The organism is Ketobacter sp. GenoA1, assembly GCF_003671475.1.
Lineage (GTDB): Bacteria > Pseudomonadota > Gammaproteobacteria > Pseudomonadales > Ketobacteraceae > Ketobacter.
Genome location: NZ_RCHM01000042.1, coordinates 402,146 through 420,520, shown reverse-complemented (window position 1 = coordinate 420,520; position 18,375 = coordinate 402,146). Strand labels below are relative to the sequence as shown.

Here is an 18,375-nt window from a genome sequence, read left to right as displayed (position 1 = left end):
TTTTTCATGAAAACCAGTCAACTCAAGCAAGCGGTTATCTGTGGCGCTATGCTACTCGGCTCCACCATTGTCAGCGCTGAGGTTCTCACGCTGCAACGGACCTACGAACTTGCCCAACAAAACGATCCGCAATGGGCCGCTGCCAAAAACACCTATCAGGCCAACCAGCAGGTCATTGACCAGAATCGCTCCGGCTTATTACCTCAGATCAACCTCACTGTAAACTACCGTCAGAATGACGTGGAATACGAAGATCTGGGCGACGACGACTATGACAGCCACGGTTACTCGGCCAATCTACGTCAACCGTTATTTCGCCTTGATAATTGGCACACTTACAAAGTGGGAAAAGCCCTGGATAGCCAATATTCTGCTGAGTTTCAGAATACCACTGAAGTTTTTTACCTGCGTGTAGTCAGCCGTTACCTGGACGTACTGCGGGCCAATGCCAATCTGACTTACCGCAAAGCTGAACAGGAGGCCATCGCCCGGCAACTGGAGCAAAGCAAACAACGCTTTGAGGTCGGCCTGGTGGCGATTACCGATGTCCACGAAGCCCAAGCTGCCTACGATGTTGCCGTCAGTTCACGCATCAGCGCTGAAAGCGACCAATTCGTGGCGCTGCGCCTGCTGGAGACCATTACGGGTGCCACGGTGGAGAATGTAGTGGACATCCGTAAGGATCTTGCTGTTACCGTTCCTGAGCCTCTCGATGTGAACCTATGGATTGAGCGGGCTCTGGCGAACAATGCCAATCTTCAGGCAGCCATCTATGCGGCCGAAGCAGCTCAGCAAAACTACAAAAGCCAGCGCGGCAAACACGCCCCGACATTAGACCTGGTAGGCACCCACAACTATTCCAGCACCGATGCACAATCATTGGCAACAGGTGGCACCAGCCCGGATACCACCAGTAACATCATTGGCCTGGAACTGGAAATCCCACTCTACAGTGGTGGCGCCATCAGTGCCAGCCGCAGACAAAGCCAATACCAGTTTCTGGCTGCCCAGGATCTGGAACATCAGGCTCGTCGTGAGACAATACAGGATGTCACCAATTTTTATCAGTTAACGATTGCCAATGTGGCTGAAGTCACGGCGCGCAAACAAAGCACTAACTCCGCCAAAGTAGCACTGGAAGCTACCCAGGCTGGCTATGAGGCCGGAACCCGTACCATTGTGGATGTTCTTAACGTGCAACGTAATCTGTTCCAGAATGAGCGCGACTATACCAATGCCCGTTTTGATTACGTTTTGAATTCACTGCGATTGAAACGGGTTGCAGGTATGCTGACCGAAGAAGAGCTACTGACACTGGAACAATGGATGGAACGGTAATGCAACCTGGCACATTATAATCAGCATCAAAGAAGGGGCCTATCGGGCCCCTTCTTTTTTGTATTGAGAACAGCGGCTTCAGCTGTTGTGCTTTTCATAATTACGCTTGGCACCCCAAATAAGCAAATTCTGATAACCCGTGGGCAACAACCGCTGCACACTATCAATAACCCGTGCGTCTGTACCGATCAAAATTCGTGGTTTATCTTTTGTTACGCCGTCAATAATAACCTGTGCGGCCTGTTCCGGACTGGTGCGGGCTGCCTTATCAAACATTTTTGCCGCTTTGGATCGATCATTGGTTCCCACTTTACCCACTTCCCCAATGCGGCTGCTACGTACTATATTGGTTTTGATCCCGCCTGGATGAACACAAGAGACAGCAACATTCGCCCCTTCAATCGCCATTTCTTCTCTCAGTGACTCTGTGAATCCGCGCACCGCGAATTTAGCCGCATTATAGGCGCTCTGCGTTGGTACGCCGATCATGCCAAACACACTGGAGACATTGATTACGTGACCTTCTCCTGCCTGTTTCAGATAGGGTAGAAACGCCTTTGTACCGTACACAACACCCCAGAAATTAATATTCATCAGCCACTCAAAATTTTCGTAGCTCATGCTTTCCACCGTTTCACTCAGGGCGACACCGGCATTATTGAATATCAGATTCACTCGCCCGTGATCCGCCACCACCTTCTCAGCCCACGCGTACACAGCAGCCTGATCAGCTACATCCAGAGCACAAGCCGTACTTTTTACGGCAAACGACTGAAGCAACGTTGCGGTTTCCGCCAGCCCTGCCTCATTCTTATCGGATATGGCAACTTCACACCCCAATTGCGCCAGCTTCACGGCCAGCGCCCGGCCGATACCGGATCCCGCACCGGTAATCGCCGCTACTTTGCCTTGCAGTTGTTTCATCATCACTCCTAACTTAACCAAGCTTTGTGTAATTATTGGTATTGCACTCAATCATATACAAAATATTTACTGAAAAAACCAGTGGCCCCTGACTTATCCAGCCTTCAGTACGATAACATTCGCACAAAAAAAACGGCCGCCAAAGGCAGCCGTTTTTTTATCGGATAACGTTGACGCTTACTTGTCAGCGTTTTCCAACTGTTGCTTGATCAGATCACCGATCGTCTTCGGTGCAGCTTCCTGATTCTGGTTCTGATTCAGCGCTTTCATGGCTTCCTTCTCGTCAGCCACATCTTTCGCTTTCACAGATAGACTGATCGCACGGTTCTTACGATCAACGCTGATGATACGCGCTTCAACCTGATCACCTTCATTCAGGTGACTACGGGCATCTTCCACACGATCACGGCTCAGTTCAGACGCCTTCAGGGTGGCTTCCACACCATCGATCAGTTCAACAACCGCCGCTTTTGCATCTACCGACTTAACGGTACCGGTAACAATCGCGCCTTTGTCATTATCCTGGACATACATCGCAAAGGGATCTTGCTCCAATTGCTTGATGCCCAGAGAAATGCGCTCCCGCTCTGGGTCTACAGACAGGATAACGGTTTCAATCTCGTCACCTTTCTTGTATTCGCGAACCGCTTCTTCACCAGGCAGATCCCAGGAGATATCAGACAAATGCACCAGACCGTCAATACCACCATCCAGGCCGATGAAGATACCGAAATCGGTGATGGACTTGATCTTGCCGGAGATCTTGTCGTTCTTGTTGAAACGGGTACCGAACTCTTCCCAAGGATTAGGCTTGCACTGCTTGATACCCAGGGAGATACGACGACGCTCTTCATCAATATCCAGAACGATAACGTCAACTTCTTCGCCGATGGAAACGACTTTGGAAGGATGTACGTTCTTGTTGGTCCAATCCATTTCGGAAACGTGTACCAGACCTTCAACACCTTCCTGCAATTCAGCAAAGCAGCCGTAATCGGTCAGGTTGGTGACCTTGGCTTTTACGCGGCTGCCTTCCGGATAACGGTTGGTGATTTCAACCCAGGGATCAGAGCCCAACTGCTTGAGGCCCAGAGAAACACGATTGCGCTCGCGATCGAACTTCAATACTTTTACATTGATCTCGTCGCCCACTTCCACGATTTCGCTTGGATGCTTGATGCGCTTCCAGGCCATGTCGGTGATGTGCAACAGACCATCGATACCACCCAGATCCACGAACGCACCGTAGTCGGTGAGGTTCTTGACGATACCTTTGACTTCCATTCCCTCTTGCAGTTTTTCCAGCAGCGCTTCGCGCTCTGCACTGTTTTCTGCTTCCAGAACCGCACGACGGGATACCACCACGTTGTTGCGCTTGGCATCCAACTTGATGACTTTGAATTCGAGCTCTTTGCCTTCCAGGTGCAATGTGTCACGCACCGGACGAACATCAACCAAAGAACCGGGCAGGAAGGCACGGACGGATTCGATATCCACGGTGAAGCCGCCTTTGACCTTACCGTTAATGATACCTTTGACCACTTCGTCTGCTTCGAAGGCAGATTCCAGACGCTTCCAGGATTCAGCGCGTTTCGCCTTTTCACGGGACAGACGGGTTTCACCCCAACCATCTTCCAGCGATTCCAGAGCAACGTCGACTTCATCACCAACGTTGATCTCCAGCTGGCCAGCTTCACTCAGGAATTGATCCCGAGGAATCACACCTTCCGATTTCAGGCCGGCGTATACCGTCACCCAGTCGTCATCGATGGACACAATGGTGCCCTTAACGATGGACCCGGGGGTCATGTCCAGTTCTTTTAAACTTTCTTCAAATAGTTCGGCAAAGCTTTCGCTCATGTGTTTTACCTGTCATTGATAGCTAACCCTATTTGGATTGATAGGTGTTAGCCGATACCGCCATACGCTACCAGCACCGTACGGGTTGTTTTGCTTAGTTTTTCAGCACCAGCTGGCAAATACGGCCCTGAAAAACGCCAAAAAGCGAATGAAAACCACCCTGAGGTGAGTCCCCATACGCTTATTATTCTGCCCGGGTCTATGCCCGGATTTGACTTGCCTAACCCTTGATATTCAATACCTTAGGATTACTTCACAAGCCCCTTGTTTCTGGCATGATTCATTAACTCGGTGAACACCTCATCGATAGTCATGTCAGTACTGTCAATTACGATCGAGTCGTCCGCCGGCACCAGGGGCGCCACGGCACGATTCATATCCTGCTCATCGCGGGATTGTATCGCTGCTTGAAGGTCGGCTAAATTAGCACTCATGCCCTTGTCTTGCAACTGTTTGAAGCGTCTTTGGGCCCGTTCTTCCGCGCTCGCGGTGAGGAATATCTTCAATTCCGCATCCGGGAACACAACCGTGCCCATATCCCGTCCATCCGCCACCAGACCCGGGGCCTCCCGGAAATCATGCTGGCGCTGCAGCAACCCGGCGCGAACACTGGGCAGGGTGGCAACTTTGGATGCATCCCGCCCCACTTCTTCTGAACGGATATCCTTGGTTACCACATCGCCTTCCAGCACAATGCGCATGGGTTGATCGGGATCATCCACCAGAAACTGCACATCCATATTCTCGGCCAGGATCTGGAGGCTTTCTTCATTATCCAGTGACACCCCGTGATTAGCGGCCGCCAGTGCCACCAAACGATACAGGGCACCACTATCCAGCAAATGCCAACTGATTGATTTTGCGACTTTTTGTGCGATGGTTCCTTTACCGGAACCCCCCGGACCATCAATGGTGATAACCGGAGCGTTGGCTGGGCTGTTAAGCATGAGATTCTCCTACTTCTGCGACATCCAGCTTCATACCGACTTTCCGTGACAATTCAACGAAATTGGGGAAAGAAGTCGCCACATTAGCGCAATTATTTATGGTGATGTCGGCCTCGGCACGCAATGCGGCCACTGCAAACGACATGGCAATCCGATGATCCCCGTGGCTTTCCACAGTACCACCACCGAGCGGGCCGCCTTCGATCACAATGCCGTCTGCGGTTGCATCCGCCTTTACACCCAACGCTTGCAAACCATCGGCCATAACCTGAATGCGATCACTTTCCTTGACACGCAACTCCTCCGCACCGGTAAGCACCGTGGTGCCTTCTGCACAGGCAGCGGCAACAAACAAGGCCGGAAACTCGTCAATGGCCAGCGGCACCTGGTCTTCAGGAATGTGAATGCCTTTTAAAGGGGCATACTGCACCCGAATATCTGCAACCGGTTCACCACCCACTTCCCGTTCATTGTGCACCTCAATCTTGCCACCCATAGCCTTCAGGATATTGAGAACCCCGATTCGGGTTGGATTGATACCCACGTGCTCGAGGGTAAGATCGGACCCGGGCGTAATGCTGGCGGCGACCATGAAGAAGGTCGCAGACGAGATATCAGCTGGCACATCGATGGTGGTTGCGGTCAAACCACCACCACCGATCAACGTAATCTTGTTGCCGTCGCTGGTCACGGGGTATCCAAAGCCTCGCAGCATTCGCTCGGTGTGATCCCGGGTCGGCGCCGGTTCTGTCACGCTGACAGCGCCTTCTGCATACAAACCCGCCAACAAAATACAGGATTTCACCTGGGCGCTGGCCATGGGCATATCATAGTGGATCCCTTTCAAGGCCTGGCCGCCCTGAATCTTCAAGGGCGGTGTACCGTCCTCTTGCGACTCGATCGCGGCCCCCATCTGCGCCAGTGGCTTGGTCACCCGTCCCATGGGGCGCCGCGACAAGGACTCGTCACCAGTCAACTCCACGTCGAAGTTCTGTGCCGACAGCAACCCCGCCAAGAGACGCATGGAGGTACCACTGTTGCCCAGATACAACGGGCCGTGGGGTGGCAACAGGCCATGCATGCCAACCCCGTATATTTTCACGTGGCCATTATTCGGGCCTTCGATGGTCACGCCCAGATCCCGAAAGGCCTGCAACGTGGCGAGACTGTCTTCCCCTTCCAGAAAGCCAAAAACTTCCGTCACACCATCCGCCAGCGAGCCCATCATAATGGAACGATGGGAGATCGACTTGTCACCTGGAACCCGGATGCTCCCTTTCACTGCACCGCCCGCATGGGCCGTGAACACAATATTCTTTTCAGTCATAGTCTTACTGTACGCACGCTTTGCTAACATTTTGGTAAAGTGATCACGGGCCACTTTGGCTCGGGTCATAATACCCAATATGGCTTGAGAGTCTTCCTGCTCCACTGCGGTTTTGAACACCTCCAGCCCACGGCTGAAATGCCCGATTACGTCCAAAACTGACTGACGATTGGCAATGAAAATATCGTGCCACATCGTTGGATCACTGGATGCGATTCGGGTGAAGTCACGAAAACCGCCGGCAGCGTACCGGAATATCTCCTGATTTTCATCCTCTTTGGACAGCGTATCCACCAGTGAGAAGGCCAACAGATGGGGCAAATGACTGGTGGCGGCCAGTACTGCATCGTGCTGCGCCACGTCCATACACAGGACATCGGCCCCCATACCGCGCCAGGTATGCTGTACCAGATTGAGAGCTTCAGGATCGGTTTCGGGGGTGGGGGTAAGGATCACCTTATGATTCACGTACAGATCGGCCTTGGCCGCTTCAACCCCACTGCGTTCGGAACCGGCGATGGGGTGGCCAGGTACAAACCAGGGTGGCACTTTGCCGAACACAGCACGGGCCGCGGCCACCACGTTACCCTTTACGCTGCCTGCATCCGTTACCACGGTATTACCATCCAGGGCGGGAGCCATGGCTTTGAGCAGCGCTTCCGTGGCGCCGATGGGAGCGGCCAGCATCACCAGGTCCGCCCCCGCAACGGCGGCCTGAATATCCGGTTCCGCGCGATCGATCACCCCCAGGGCCAGACCTCTGTCCAACGTACTGCGCGAGCGACTGCAACCCACCACCTCATGACACAGACCGTGCGCTTTCAGGCCCATGGCAAAGGAGCCGCCAATCAGGCCCAGGCCCACGATCACCACGCGGTCCATGGGCCGTAGCAGCGTCGTATCCCTGGTCATTGCTCCAACACACGCTGCAGCGCTTCGATACAACGCTGGTTCTCTTGTGGCAGACCGATACTGATCCGCAAAGAATGGGGCATACCATAATTGGCCACCGGCCTGACGATGACCCCTTCACGTAATAACTTTTGGTAGATCTCGGCACCATCCACGGCAAAATGCACGGTGATAAAGTTCCCGGCGGAGGGAATAAAGTCCAGCCCCAGACGTTCAAATGCCTCGACAAATTGCGCCATACCCTGACGATTCACCAGCCGGCTGCGCTGCAGGTACTCTGCATCGTTCAGTGCCGCACAGGCGCCAGCGAGGGCAAAGGAATCCACATTAAATGGCTGGCGTACCCGATTGAGCAGGTTGGCGATTTGCGGATGAGAAACGCTGTACCCAACTCGTAGCGCCGCCAGGCCATAGGCTTTGGAAAAGGTGCGGGTCACAATCAAATTGGGATATTGGGGCAGGTAATCGAGGCCGTCCAATGCGTCCGTGGCGGTGTCCACATATTCAATATAGGCTTCATCCAGCACCACCAGCACCGACTCGGGCACGGCGCTGATAAACGCTTCCCATTCAGAGCGGCCAAAAGAAGTGCCGGTTGGATTATTGGGGTTGGCGATAAACACCACCTTGGTTTTGGCGGTAATCGCCGCCGCCATGGCCGGCAGATCATGGCCCCAATCCCGTGCCGGGGTGACAACTGCCGTGGCACCGCAGGCCTGGGTAGAGATGGGATACACAGCAAATGCGTACTGGGAAAAAACCGCTTCATCACCGGGCGAAAGAAAGGCGCGTGCGATCAGGTCCAATACATCGTTGGAGCCATTACCCAAGGTGATGGTGTCAGCACCGACGCCCAGCTTGGCGGACAGGGCCTGCTTAAGCAGGAAACCATTACCGTCGGGGTAACGGGTCAAATCGGCTTTCACCGCATCCAAAGCGCTCAGCACTTGCGCGCTGGGCCCCAGGGGATTCTCGTTGCTGGCCAGCTTGATAATATTGCGTATGCCCAGCTCACGCTCAAGCTCTGCGATGGGTTTACCGGGTACGTAAGGAGTCAACCCCTGCACGCCGGGAGTGGCTAATCCAACAAAATCACAGGACATATTAAAGCACCGCTTTGGGGTAGGAACCCAAACGTTTTACGTAAACAGCCATGTCTTCCACGCGTTTGAGTGCCCCTTTAATGGCATCTGTGTTCTCGTGGCCTTCAAAATCGATGAAGAACAGGTAAGCCCAGGTGCCATCACGGGAAGGCCGGGTTTCCACCCGGGTCAGCATAATGCCGGCTTCATGAAAGGGAGCCAGCAGTTCATACAGGGCACCGGGTTTGTTCTTCATGGATACAATGATCGATGTTTTATCCTCACCGGACGCCGGCACATGCTCACGCCCGACGATAAGAAAGCGGGTGCTGTTGTGCGGGTTATCCTCAATATTGGACGCCACTACCTTAAGGCCGTACATTTCGGCGGCCACCTCACCCGCTATGGCTGCCGCATTCCACTCACTCTGCATGCGGCGGGCGGCGTCGGCATTGCTGCTGACGGGTATGCGGTCAGCCGTTGGGTAATGGGCATCCAACCATTGGCGGCACTGGGCAAACGACTGCTGGTGGGAATAAATGCGGGTAATGGCATCCTCCCGGGTATTCTTTCCCAGCATCAGATGATGGTGAATACGCAGCTCCACTTCCCCGCAAATGGTCACGCTGGCATGAGTGAATGAATCCAGGGTGGTATTCACCACGCCTTCAGTGGAATTTTCAACAGGAACCACACCATAATGCGCGCTGCCGGATTCCACCTCACGAAACACTTCGTCGATGGTGGGCATGGGAACCGTTTTCACCGCATGGCCAAAATGTTTCTGGGCCGCCGCCTGGGTAAAGGTGCCTTCAGGACCCAGGTAGGCGATGTTCATGGGCTCTTCCAACGCCAGACAGGCCGACATGATTTCCCGAAACAACCGCGCCATGGATTCATTATCCAGCGGGCCGGTGTTGCGCTCCATCACCCGGCGCAACACCTGTGCTTCGCGCTCAGGCCGATAGAAAACCACCTTTTCGCCGTCACTCATATCCGCCTGCTTGACGTCAGCCACCTGTTGCGCACAACGGGCGCGCTGATTGATCAACGCCTGGATCTGCTGATCCAGTTGATCGATGGTGTTGCGTAAGGTATCCAGTGTGGGTTTGGAATCAGACATGCTACTGAATTAACCCCTTCGTTGCGCAAAGTCTTGCATGAATTCGATCAACGCATCCACCGCAGCCATGGGAACCGCATTGTACAGGCTGGCACGCATTCCTCCCACGGAACGATGGCCTTTCAGATTCAACAAACGCCGCTCTTCCGCCTGTTGCAGAAACTCCTTATCCAGGGCGGCATCCGCCAAGGTAAAGGGCACGTTCATTCTGGAACGGTTGTTGACCGCCACCGGATTTGAGTAGAAACCGCTGTTATCAATATAGTGATACAGTTTATCGGATTTCGCCTGATTCAACCTGGCCATGGCCTCCAGACCGCCCTGCTCCTTAAGCCACTGAAACACCAGCCCGGACAGATACCAGGCGTAGGTGGGCGGCGTATTGTACATGGAGCCCGCGTCTGCATGGGTTTTGTAATCCAGCATGGAAGGGGTTGCCGGTATGGCGTTGCCCAACAACGCTTCACGCACGATCACCACAGTAAGGCCCGCAGGCCCGATGTTCTTTTGCGCGCCGGCATAGATCAGGCCAAAGCGGCCTACATCCAGGGGCTGCGACAAAATACTGGAAGAAAAATCCGCCACCAGGGGCACATCCACTTCCGGTATGAAATCAAACTCAACACCACCAATGGTTTCATTGGGGCAATAATGCAGATAATCGGCGTCTTTACTCAACCGCCAACTGTCAAACGCGGGCACCGAACTGAAGTTGTCGCCTTGACTGGTTGCCACCACGTTCACATTACAATAATGGGCCGCCTCTTTGATGGCCTTGGTGGACCACTGCCCGGTATTCACATAATCCGCGGTGTGGTTATTGGATGTGAGATTCATGGGTGCCATTGCAAATTGCGTGTTGGCCCCACCCTGCAGGAACAACACCTTGTAACCATCCGGAACACAGAGCAGATCCCGCAAATCCTGCTCGGCCTTTTCCGCGATCGCCACCACCTCATCGGAGCGGTGACTCATCTCCATCACCGACAGGCCTCGGCCCTCATAATCAAGCATTTCGGCCTGCGCTTTCTGCAATACCGCTTCCGGTAGCGCCGCCGGGCCAGCACAAAAATTAAAGGCGCGCGTCATGGCAATCATCAATCCTCTTGTTCGGAATCGGTATCGGGGTCGGTATCAGAATCCGGTGCCGCAGGCGCAGCCGGATCTTGCTGGGCGAGTTCAGCCACCGCCTCAACGTCGATGGCGTCTTCCAGCTCCGCAATACGTTCCACGCCCACCAGATGTTCATCTTTCGCCAACCGAATCAGCATCACACCCTGGGTATCCCGGCCCTGTACTGAAACTTCAGCAACACGGGTGCGAACCAATGTGCCCTGATCCGATATCAGCATGATTTCATCGGTTTCAGAAACCTGCACGGCACCCAGCAACGCACCATTACGCTCGCTGCAACGCATGGCAATGATGCCCTTGCCACCGCGCCCTTTGGTTGGGAAATCCTCTACCGCGGTACGCTTGCCATAACCGTTGACACTGGCGGTCAAAACCTGATGACCGGCCTGCGGCACAATCAGTGAGATGAGATGGACGCCCTGCGGCAGATTAACACCACGTACACCACGGGCCGTGCGCCCCATGGCGCGGACGTTTTCTTCCTTGAAGCGCACCGCTTTACCTTCGGATGTAAACAGCATGATGTCCTGTTCACCGTCGGTGATGTCCACACCCACCAGACAATTCCCCTCATCCAGCTCGATGGCGATCAGGCCGGAACTGCGGGGCCGTGAAAACGCTTCCAGCTCCACTTTCTTGACGGTGCCGTTGCTGGTGGCCATGAAGACAAATTTACCGGACTCGTACTCACGCAGCGGCAATATAGCGGTAATCTTCTCATCATCGTTCAACGGTAACAGGTTGACGATGGGGCGCCCGCGGGACTGTCGCCCGGCCTGTGGAATCTGATACACCTTGAGCCAGTACACCTTACCCTGGTTGCTGAAACACAGAATGGTGTCGTGAGAGCTGGTGACCAACAGATGCTCGACATAATCTTCGTCTTTGACCGATGCTGCCGCTTTGCCGCGACCACCCCGCCGCTGTGCCTGGTAATTGACGATGGGCTGGGTCTTGGCATAACCGCCATGGGACAAAGTCACCACAACGGTTTCCTCAGGAATCAGATCTTCGTTGGTCAGATCCATGCGTGAGGCAACAATTTCAGTACGCCGCTCATCGGCATATTGCTGGCGAATCGCAACCAGTTCTTCCCGGATCACGGTCATCAACAGCTCTGGGTCTGCAAGAATGGCCATCAACTCGCGGATCAGATCCAGTTTTTCCTGATATTCCTTCAGCAGCTTATCGGTTTCCAAACCGGTAAGACGGTGCAGGCGCATATCGAGAATTTCTTTGGCCTGCACTGCCGACAGGTAGTACAAGCCGTCATCCCGCAAACCGAACCTGGTATCAATATCATCCGGGCGACAGGCATCCGGGCCACCGGCCCGTTCCAGCATCTCCAGCACATGACCAGGCTTCCAGCCCTGCCCCATGAGGCGCTCTTCCGCCTCGGCACGGCCGGGCGAGGATCTGATCAACTCGATAACGGGGTCAATATTGGCCAGTGCCACCGCCAGGCCTTCCAGCACATGGCCACGCTCACGGGCCTTACGCAAATCATAAACCGTACGCCGGGTCACCACTTCCCGCCGATGACGGATAAAGGCTTCTACGATGCCCTTCAGATTCAACAAGCGGGGCTGGCCATCGACCAACGCCACCATATTGATGCCGAACACCGTTTCCAGTTGCGTCTGCGAATACAGGTTATTGAGCAACACTTCGGCATTGTCACCGCGGCGCACCTCAATCACCACCCGGATACCATCCTTATCGGATTCGTCGCGGATCTCACTGATGCCTTCAATTCGTTTTTCCTTTACCAGCTCGGCGATCTTCTCAATCAGGCGGGCTTTGTTCACCTGATAGGGAATCTCCGTGACGATAATGGTTTCCTTGCCGTTCTTTTCGGTCTCAATGTGCGCACGGGCCCGCATGTACATCCGACCACGACCCGTGCGGTAGGCCTCAATGATGCCGGAGCGACCATTAATGATCCCGTGGGTAGGCAAATCCGGGCCCTGGATGTATTCCATCAGGCCATCCACATCGATGTCCGGATTATCAATGCAGGCCAGGGTCCCGTCGATCACTTCACCCAGATTGTGGGGCGGGATGTTGGTGGCCATCCCCACGGCAATACCGGATGAGCCATTCACCAGCAAATTGGGAACACGCGTGGGTAGAACCGAGGGCATCTGCTCATTGCCGTCATAGTTCGGCACAAAGTCGACGGTTTCCTTTTCCAGGTCCGCCAGCAGGTCATGGGCAATTTTGGACATGCGAACTTCGGTGTATCGCATGGCTGCGGCGTTATCGCCATCAATGGAACCAAAGTTACCCTGGCCATCCACCAGCATGTAACGCAGCGAAAACGGCTGAGCCATGCGCACGATGGTGTCGTATACGGCCGAATCACCATGGGGGTGATATTTACCGATAACGTCACCCACCACACGGGCGGACTTTTTATAGGGTTTGTTGTAGACGTTCCCCAACTCATGCATGGCGTACAGAACGCGACGATGCACGGGCTTCAATCCGTCTCGCACATCCGGCAGAGCACGCCCCACGATAACGCTCATGGCATAGTCAAGATAGGATTGCTTGAGTTCGTCTTCGATGTTGACCGGTAGGATTTCTTTGGCTAGTTCTGACATCGGGTTCCTGGTTTGCTGATGACGGCTGTGAGCGGGTGCTCGATTGACCTTTGGCTCACAGTGACCGGGGTTGATCTTTCGTCGTTTTTGTCATTGCCCCTGACGGCTTGCAAGGCCGATTTTAAAGCTCCAAATGATAGCACGAACCGCCCTGCGGGGGCTAAGGGCAAATGGCGGTTTTTGGTAGAATTATTGCGTTTTTGCAGTGGATTTCATCAGTGCAGGGACTGCTTTTCCATAAGGCGGGAAACACCGGCCAGATTAGGGCTTTCCACCACCCCCTTTTCGGTGACAATGGCATCGATCAGCTCCGCCGGGGTGACATCGAACACCGGGTTATAGACATCGATATTGTCCGGCGCCAGGCGATGGTTTTTGAACGCCACCAGCTCATCCGGACCACGCTCCTCAATGGGTATGTCCTCGCCGCTGGATAACATCATATCGAAGGTACTGGTGGGGGCTGCCACCATAAAGCGGACCCCATGGTGCTTGGCCAGCACCGCCAGATTATAGGTACCGATCTTATTGGCCACATCGCCATTGGCGGTGATCCGGTCGGCCCCCACAATCACCCAGCTGATCCGCCCCTGCCGCATCAGGGTAGCCCCCACCGTATCGGCCATCAGGGTCACCGGTATCTTGTCCTGGCTCAATTCCCAGGCCGTGAGACGGGATCCCTGCCACCAGGGCCGGGTTTCATCGGCAAAGACCCGATCAATCAACCCCTGCTGCCAGGCCGACCGGATTACCCCCAGGGCCGTACCATAGCCCCCGGTTGCCAGCGACCCGGTATTACAGTGGGTGATCACCCCCTTGACGGGCGTACTGTAACTGGCGATCACAGCACTGCCCAGTCGCCCCATGGCATGATTGGCGGCAACATCCAAGCGGTGGATCTTTTTGGCTTCCCGCAGCAGCTGCACAATGGGATCTTCATTATCCGCCAGCTTATCCAGGGCCAGGCGCATCTGATCCAGAGCCCAGAACAGGTTCACCGCGGTGGGCCTGGATTGGGCCAGAGCCTCAAGATCCTGTTCCAGTTGCTCCCGCCAGGTGTAGGCATCCTGATTGCGACGGTTGCGGGCGGCAAGCACCACCCCGTAGGCGGCAGTAATCCCTATGGCAGGCGCCCCACGCACCACCATGGCACGAATGGATTCCACCACAGCAGCAACTTCCTGATGCTCGAGCCAGACCTCCTGCACAGGCAACGCCCGCTGATCAAGCAGCCACAATGCATCGTCCCGCCATTCGATCGCGCTTACTGAGTTTTCCTGACCCGGTACCATTCGTTACCCTCCAACCTTGACGCTGCAAATTATACGGACATGCCCCTCCCAGAGCCAGAAACAGGTGTTTTGAAACGGATTTTTTCTGCTTGGCTTTTCACTCTGACAGCAAACAAGAGTACTATTGGCCGACGCCAAACCAGCATCAACCGTCAGACCGACACCGCGAAAGACACTCGGCAGGTAACCTTAATATGTCAGACAACAACATCGTTTCGACGCTGATCAACGCCCGTTGGGTGTTAACCATGGACCCCGGCCAACCGTTTCTGGAACACCAGAGTATTGCCATCGACAAAGGACGCATCGCTGCAATGGGCCCGCGCGACTCACTGCGCGTCGAAGCGGCGGAAACCATTGAGCTCCCGGAGCATGTTCTGATGCCAGGCCTGATCAACGCCCACGGCCACGCAGCCATGAGCCTGTTTCGCGGCCTCGCCGACGACCTGCCGTTGATGGACTGGTTGCAAAATCATATCTGGCCGGCAGAAGCACGCTGGGTGGATGAAGCCTTCACCCTGGAAGGGGCGCAACTGGCCATGGCGGAAATGATTCGCAGCGGCACCACCTGCTTCAGTGATATGTATTTCTACCCCAATGTGATGGCCAAAGCCGCCGCCAACGCCAACATGCGCTGCCAGCTGAGCTTTCCTATCCTGGACTTCCCTACCAACTGGGCCCAGAACGCCGATGAGTATCTACGCAAGGGCCTGCAGTTGCATGACGACTATCGCAACCATCCCCTGGTCAGAATTGCCTTTGGCCCCCATGCCCCCTATACGGTGTCCGATGAACCCTTGCAGAAAGTGAACACCATGGCGGTGGAAACCAACATGGCGATTCAGATTCATCTGCACGAAACCGCCTTTGAGGTGGACGAAGCGGTCAAAACCACCGGCAAACGCCCCCTTCAGCGCCTGCACGACATGGGCATGCTCACCCCTCAGTTGCAGGCCGTTCACATGACGCAACTCAGTGACGAGGAAATACAACTGCTGGCAGAGACCGGCACCCATGTCGTCCATTGCCCGGAATCCAACCTGAAACTGGCCAGCGGCTTTTGCCCGGTAGCCAAACTGCTGGCCGCCGGTGTCAACGTTGCTTTGGGTACCGACGGAGCAGCCAGCAACAACGATCTGGATATGTTTGGCGAAATGCGCACGGCGGCCCTGCTGGCCAAAGGGGTCGCGGGTGATCCCAGCGCCCTGCCTGCCCACCAGGCCCTGGAAATGGCCACCCTTAACGGCGCCAAGGCGTTGGGCATCGACCACCTTACCGGCAGCCTGGAAGTGGGCAAGGCCGCGGACATGATTGCCGTACACCTGGACGACGTCACCTGCCAGCCCCATTATCATGTGGAGTCACAATTGGTGTACGCCACCCCTTCGAGCCAGGTCACCGACAGCTGGATTGGCGGCAAGCAGGTTATGAAAAACCGCCAGCTCACCACCCTGGACCTGGATGACATCCTCTCCAAAGCCAAGCTCTGGAAAGCGCAAATTCAACTGGCCGATGAGCATCGAGATGAGTAACGTAGACCAAACCGAGATTGCCAAATTCGAATCCATTGCAGATAAGTGGTGGGACCCGGACGGGGAATTCAAACCCCTCCACGACATCAACCCGCTGCGGCTGAATTACATCAACGAACGCACCGCCCTGGCCGGTATGGCAGTATTGGATGTGGGTTGCGGCGGCGGCATCCTGAGCGAGGGATTGACCTATCGCGGTGCGCAGGTAACCGGCATTGATATGGGGGCAGCCAACCTGGATGTGGCCCAGGCCCATGCCGCGCAACATCAGCTCGATATTGACTACCGTCATATCAGCGTTGAAGACCTGGCCGCTGAAATGCCCAACCATTTCGATGTGGTCACCTGCATGGAAATGCTGGAACATGTGCCGGACCCCGGCGCCATCGTCCAAGCCTGCGCGGCCCTGACCAAACCGGGTGGCCATGTGTTTTTCTCAACCATCAACCGCAACCCCAAGGCCTATGTAATGGCCATTGTGGGGGCCGAATACGTAATGAAACTGGTGCCCAAAGGCACTCACGAATACCTGAAGTTCATCAAACCTTCGGAGTTGTCGGCCTGGTCGCGCCAAGCCGGGCTAAACGTCAGGAATGTGAGCGGCATGAGCGTAAATCCGCTCTCCATGCATTTCAAAATCACGAAGGATGTTGACGTCAACTACTTCGTACACTGCACGAAACCTGCCTGAAGTAGACAATATGCCGGTACCTAAACCCATTGCCGCCGTGCTGTTTGATCTGGACGGCACTCTTATCGATACCGCACCGGACTTTGTGCGCATCGTGAATCAGTTGCGCCAGGAACATCAACTGCCGCCGTTTACCTATGACAGGGTTCGCCAGCAGGTCTCCAATGGCGCCCGCGCCCTGGTCACACTGGCGTTTGGCGGAGAAGACAACAACCCGCATTTCGCCGATCATCTCGCAACGCTGTTGCAGCGATACGAAGCCAGCCTGGCACAAGAATCAGGCTTGTTTGCCGGACTGGACAACGCGCTGCAGACGCTGGAAAAAGCCAACATCCCCTGGGGCATTGTCACCAACAAGCCCAGCCGCTACACCAACCCGCTTCTGGCCGGGTTGAACCTGGAACAGCGTTGCGCCATTGCCATTTGCCCCGACCAGGTAACCCACCGCAAACCACACCCCGAGCCCATTCTCACCGCCTGCCAACGCATCGGGGTGGATCCGGCGCACACCTTGTACGTGGGCGATCATGCCCGGGACATTGAAGCCGGTAAACGCGCCAACAGCTACACCATCGCGGCGGCCTGGGGATATCTCAACGCAGGTGAGCAGGCGGAGGATTGGAACGCCCACCTGACCTTAGCCACACCGAAGGCATTTACGGAATGGCTGACGCGGCAACTGTGATGCTGAAATTAGGGAAACGCATCTCAAACTGTACCCCCAATTCTGGTAGAATCAGGGTTTAATCTGCTTCAAAACGGAAACACTCATGACTCAGGACTACACCCAATATCAGGCACCCGACAATCTGCTGCAAGACCGAGTGATCCTGGTGACCGGTGCCGGTGATGGTATCGGCCGCGCCGCCGCCCTGAGTTACGCCCGCCTGGGTGCCACGGTGGTCCTGCTGGGGCGCACCGTGGAAAAACTGGAACGGGTTTACGATCAGATTGAATCGGAAGGTGGCAGACAACCGGCCATAGTACCGCTGAATCTGGAATCGGCCAGCCACCTGGAATATCAGCAGATTGCCGAAACCATTGACAGCGAGTTTGGCCGCCTGGATGGCTTGCTGCTGAATGCGGCCATACTGGGGGATGTGCGGCCACTGGAGTATTACCCCATCGATCTGTTTGAAAAAGTCATGCAGGTAAACGTCAACGCGCAATTCATGCTGATACGCACACTGCTGCCCATGCTGCGTCAGTCGGAGGCAGGTTCAATCATCTTCACCACGTCCTCGGTTGGCCGCAAAGGCCGCGCCAATTGGGGTGCCTATGCCATCTCAAAATTTGCCACAGAAGGCATGATGCAAACCCTGGCGGATGAACTGAGGGACACCAGCAACGTCCGGGTGAACTGTATCAATCCCGGGGCCACACGCACCCGGATGCGCGCCAGCGCCTACCCGGCAGAAGAACCGGCAAGCGTTTGCCCGCCGGAGGCCATTATGCCGCTGTACAATTTCCTGATGGGAACGGATTCCGCCGCGGTTTCCGGTCAGTCACTGGATGCACAGCGAAAATAAGCCAGCAATTTGACGCCGTTCTCATTCCTCAGCCTACCTTATCCTGACCGCTGCTACCCTCCACGCTAAAACCTCTTG

14 protein-coding genes are annotated in these 18,375 nt (G+C 55.1%); 5 read left to right on the top strand and 9 right to left on the bottom strand.

The features are described 5' to 3' along the window. The first annotated feature begins 6 nt into the window (after window positions 1–6). Window positions 7–1,338 (top strand): TolC family outer membrane protein, encoded by a 1,332-nt coding sequence (locus D9N13_RS16035; RefSeq protein WP_290592123.1) that lies wholly within the window; start codon window positions 7–9, stop codon window positions 1,336–1,338. A gap of 78 nt (window positions 1,339–1,416) precedes the next feature. Here D9N13_RS16035 and D9N13_RS16030 read toward each other — a convergent pair whose 3' ends face one another. From D9N13_RS16030 to mtnA, 9 genes are all read right to left on the bottom strand, one after another. Next, window positions 1,417–2,262, bottom strand: coding sequence for an SDR family NAD(P)-dependent oxidoreductase (locus tag D9N13_RS16030; protein WP_290592121.1), 846 nt, complete (start codon window positions 2,260–2,262; stop codon window positions 1,417–1,419). A 177-nt stretch (window positions 2,263–2,439) separates the two neighbouring features. Then, complete coding sequence (gene rpsA, locus D9N13_RS16025; RefSeq protein WP_290592119.1) at window positions 2,440–4,122, bottom strand: 30S ribosomal protein S1; 1,683 nt, start codon at window positions 4,120–4,122, stop codon at window positions 2,440–2,442. Between the two features lie 248 nt (window positions 4,123–4,370). Further along, entirely contained in the window at window positions 4,371–5,069 is a 699-nt protein-coding gene (cmk, locus tag D9N13_RS16020; RefSeq protein WP_290592117.1) for a (d)CMP kinase, read from the bottom strand. Beyond that, window positions 5,062–7,308 (bottom strand): bifunctional prephenate dehydrogenase/3-phosphoshikimate 1-carboxyvinyltransferase, encoded by a 2,247-nt coding sequence (locus D9N13_RS16015; RefSeq protein WP_290592115.1) that lies wholly within the window; start codon window positions 7,306–7,308, stop codon window positions 5,062–5,064. Before D9N13_RS16015 ends, cmk begins: the two co-directional genes overlap by 8 nt. Next, on the bottom strand, window positions 7,305–8,411 hold the full coding sequence (gene hisC, locus D9N13_RS16010; protein ID WP_290592113.1) for a histidinol-phosphate transaminase: 1,107 nt from the start codon (window positions 8,409–8,411) through the stop codon (window positions 7,305–7,307). The genes D9N13_RS16015 and hisC overlap by 4 nt, the downstream gene beginning before the upstream one ends. A gap of 1 nt (window position 8,412) precedes the next feature. After that, the gene (pheA, locus tag D9N13_RS16005) at window positions 8,413–9,513 is read right to left on the bottom strand and encodes a prephenate dehydratase (RefSeq protein ID WP_290592111.1); all 1,101 of its coding nucleotides are present in this window, start codon (window positions 9,511–9,513) and stop codon (window positions 8,413–8,415) included. A gap of 9 nt (window positions 9,514–9,522) precedes the next feature. Continuing rightward, window positions 9,523–10,611, bottom strand: coding sequence for a 3-phosphoserine/phosphohydroxythreonine transaminase (serC, locus tag D9N13_RS16000; RefSeq protein ID WP_411268177.1), 1,089 nt, complete (start codon window positions 10,609–10,611; stop codon window positions 9,523–9,525). Beyond that, the gene (gene gyrA / locus D9N13_RS15995) at window positions 10,611–13,253 is read right to left on the bottom strand and encodes a DNA gyrase subunit A (RefSeq protein WP_290592109.1); all 2,643 of its coding nucleotides are present in this window, start codon (window positions 13,251–13,253) and stop codon (window positions 10,611–10,613) included. Before gyrA ends, serC begins: the two co-directional genes overlap by 1 nt. Window positions 13,254–13,468: 215 nt before the next feature. Further along, complete coding sequence (gene mtnA, locus D9N13_RS15990; RefSeq protein ID WP_290592107.1) at window positions 13,469–14,545, bottom strand: S-methyl-5-thioribose-1-phosphate isomerase; 1,077 nt, start codon at window positions 14,543–14,545, stop codon at window positions 13,469–13,471. Between the two features lie 194 nt (window positions 14,546–14,739). Between mtnA and D9N13_RS15985 the strand changes: the two genes are divergently transcribed. The 4 genes from D9N13_RS15985 to D9N13_RS15970 all read left to right on the top strand — a co-directional run bounded on the left by D9N13_RS15985 (window position 14,740) and on the right by D9N13_RS15970 (window position 18,297). Beyond that, window positions 14,740–16,077 (top strand): TRZ/ATZ family hydrolase, encoded by a 1,338-nt coding sequence (locus D9N13_RS15985; protein WP_290592105.1) that lies wholly within the window; start codon window positions 14,740–14,742, stop codon window positions 16,075–16,077. Then, window positions 16,070–16,768 carry a bifunctional 2-polyprenyl-6-hydroxyphenol methylase/3-demethylubiquinol 3-O-methyltransferase UbiG gene (ubiG, locus tag D9N13_RS15980; RefSeq protein ID WP_290592103.1) on the top strand — a complete coding sequence of 233 codons (699 nt, stop codon included), beginning with the start codon at window positions 16,070–16,072 and terminating at the stop codon, window positions 16,766–16,768. Before D9N13_RS15985 ends, ubiG begins: the two co-directional genes overlap by 8 nt. A gap of 10 nt (window positions 16,769–16,778) precedes the next feature. Then, window positions 16,779–17,453, top strand: a complete 675-nt coding sequence (locus D9N13_RS15975; protein ID WP_290592101.1) for an HAD family hydrolase — start codon at window positions 16,779–16,781, stop codon at window positions 17,451–17,453. A gap of 85 nt (window positions 17,454–17,538) precedes the next feature. Beyond that, entirely contained in the window at window positions 17,539–18,297 is a 759-nt protein-coding gene (locus D9N13_RS15970) for a YciK family oxidoreductase (protein WP_290592099.1), read from the top strand. Window positions 18,298–18,375: the final 78 nt, after the last annotated feature.

Coding starts and splice junctions, on each gene's coding strand:
- D9N13_RS16035 (WP_290592123.1), top strand. CDS start 7: ATGAAAACCAGTCAACTCAAGCAAGCGGTTATCTGTGGCGCTATGCTA.
- D9N13_RS16030 (WP_290592121.1), bottom strand. CDS start 2,262: ATGAAACAACTGCAAGGCAAAGTAGCGGCGATTACCGGTGCGGGATCC.
- rpsA (WP_290592119.1), bottom strand. CDS start 4,122: ATGAGCGAAAGCTTTGCCGAACTATTTGAAGAAAGTTTAAAAGAACTG.
- cmk (WP_290592117.1), bottom strand. CDS start 5,069: ATGCTTAACAGCCCAGCCAACGCTCCGGTTATCACCATTGATGGTCCG.
- D9N13_RS16015 (WP_290592115.1), bottom strand. CDS start 7,308: ATGACCAGGGATACGACGCTGCTACGGCCCATGGACCGCGTGGTGATC.
- hisC (WP_290592113.1), bottom strand. CDS start 8,411: ATGTCCTGTGATTTTGTTGGATTAGCCACTCCCGGCGTGCAGGGGTTG.
- pheA (WP_290592111.1), bottom strand. CDS start 9,513: ATGTCTGATTCCAAACCCACACTGGATACCTTACGCAACACCATCGAT.
- serC (WP_411268177.1), bottom strand. CDS start 10,611: ATGATTGCCATGACGCGCGCCTTTAATTTTTGTGCTGGCCCGGCGGCG.
- gyrA (WP_290592109.1), bottom strand. CDS start 13,253: ATGTCAGAACTAGCCAAAGAAATCCTACCGGTCAACATCGAAGACGAA.
- mtnA (WP_290592107.1), bottom strand. CDS start 14,545: ATGGTACCGGGTCAGGAAAACTCAGTAAGCGCGATCGAATGGCGGGAC.
- D9N13_RS15985 (WP_290592105.1), top strand. CDS start 14,740: ATGTCAGACAACAACATCGTTTCGACGCTGATCAACGCCCGTTGGGTG.
- ubiG (WP_290592103.1), top strand. CDS start 16,070: ATGAGTAACGTAGACCAAACCGAGATTGCCAAATTCGAATCCATTGCA.
- D9N13_RS15975 (WP_290592101.1), top strand. CDS start 16,779: ATGCCGGTACCTAAACCCATTGCCGCCGTGCTGTTTGATCTGGACGGC.
- D9N13_RS15970 (WP_290592099.1), top strand. CDS start 17,539: ATGACTCAGGACTACACCCAATATCAGGCACCCGACAATCTGCTGCAA.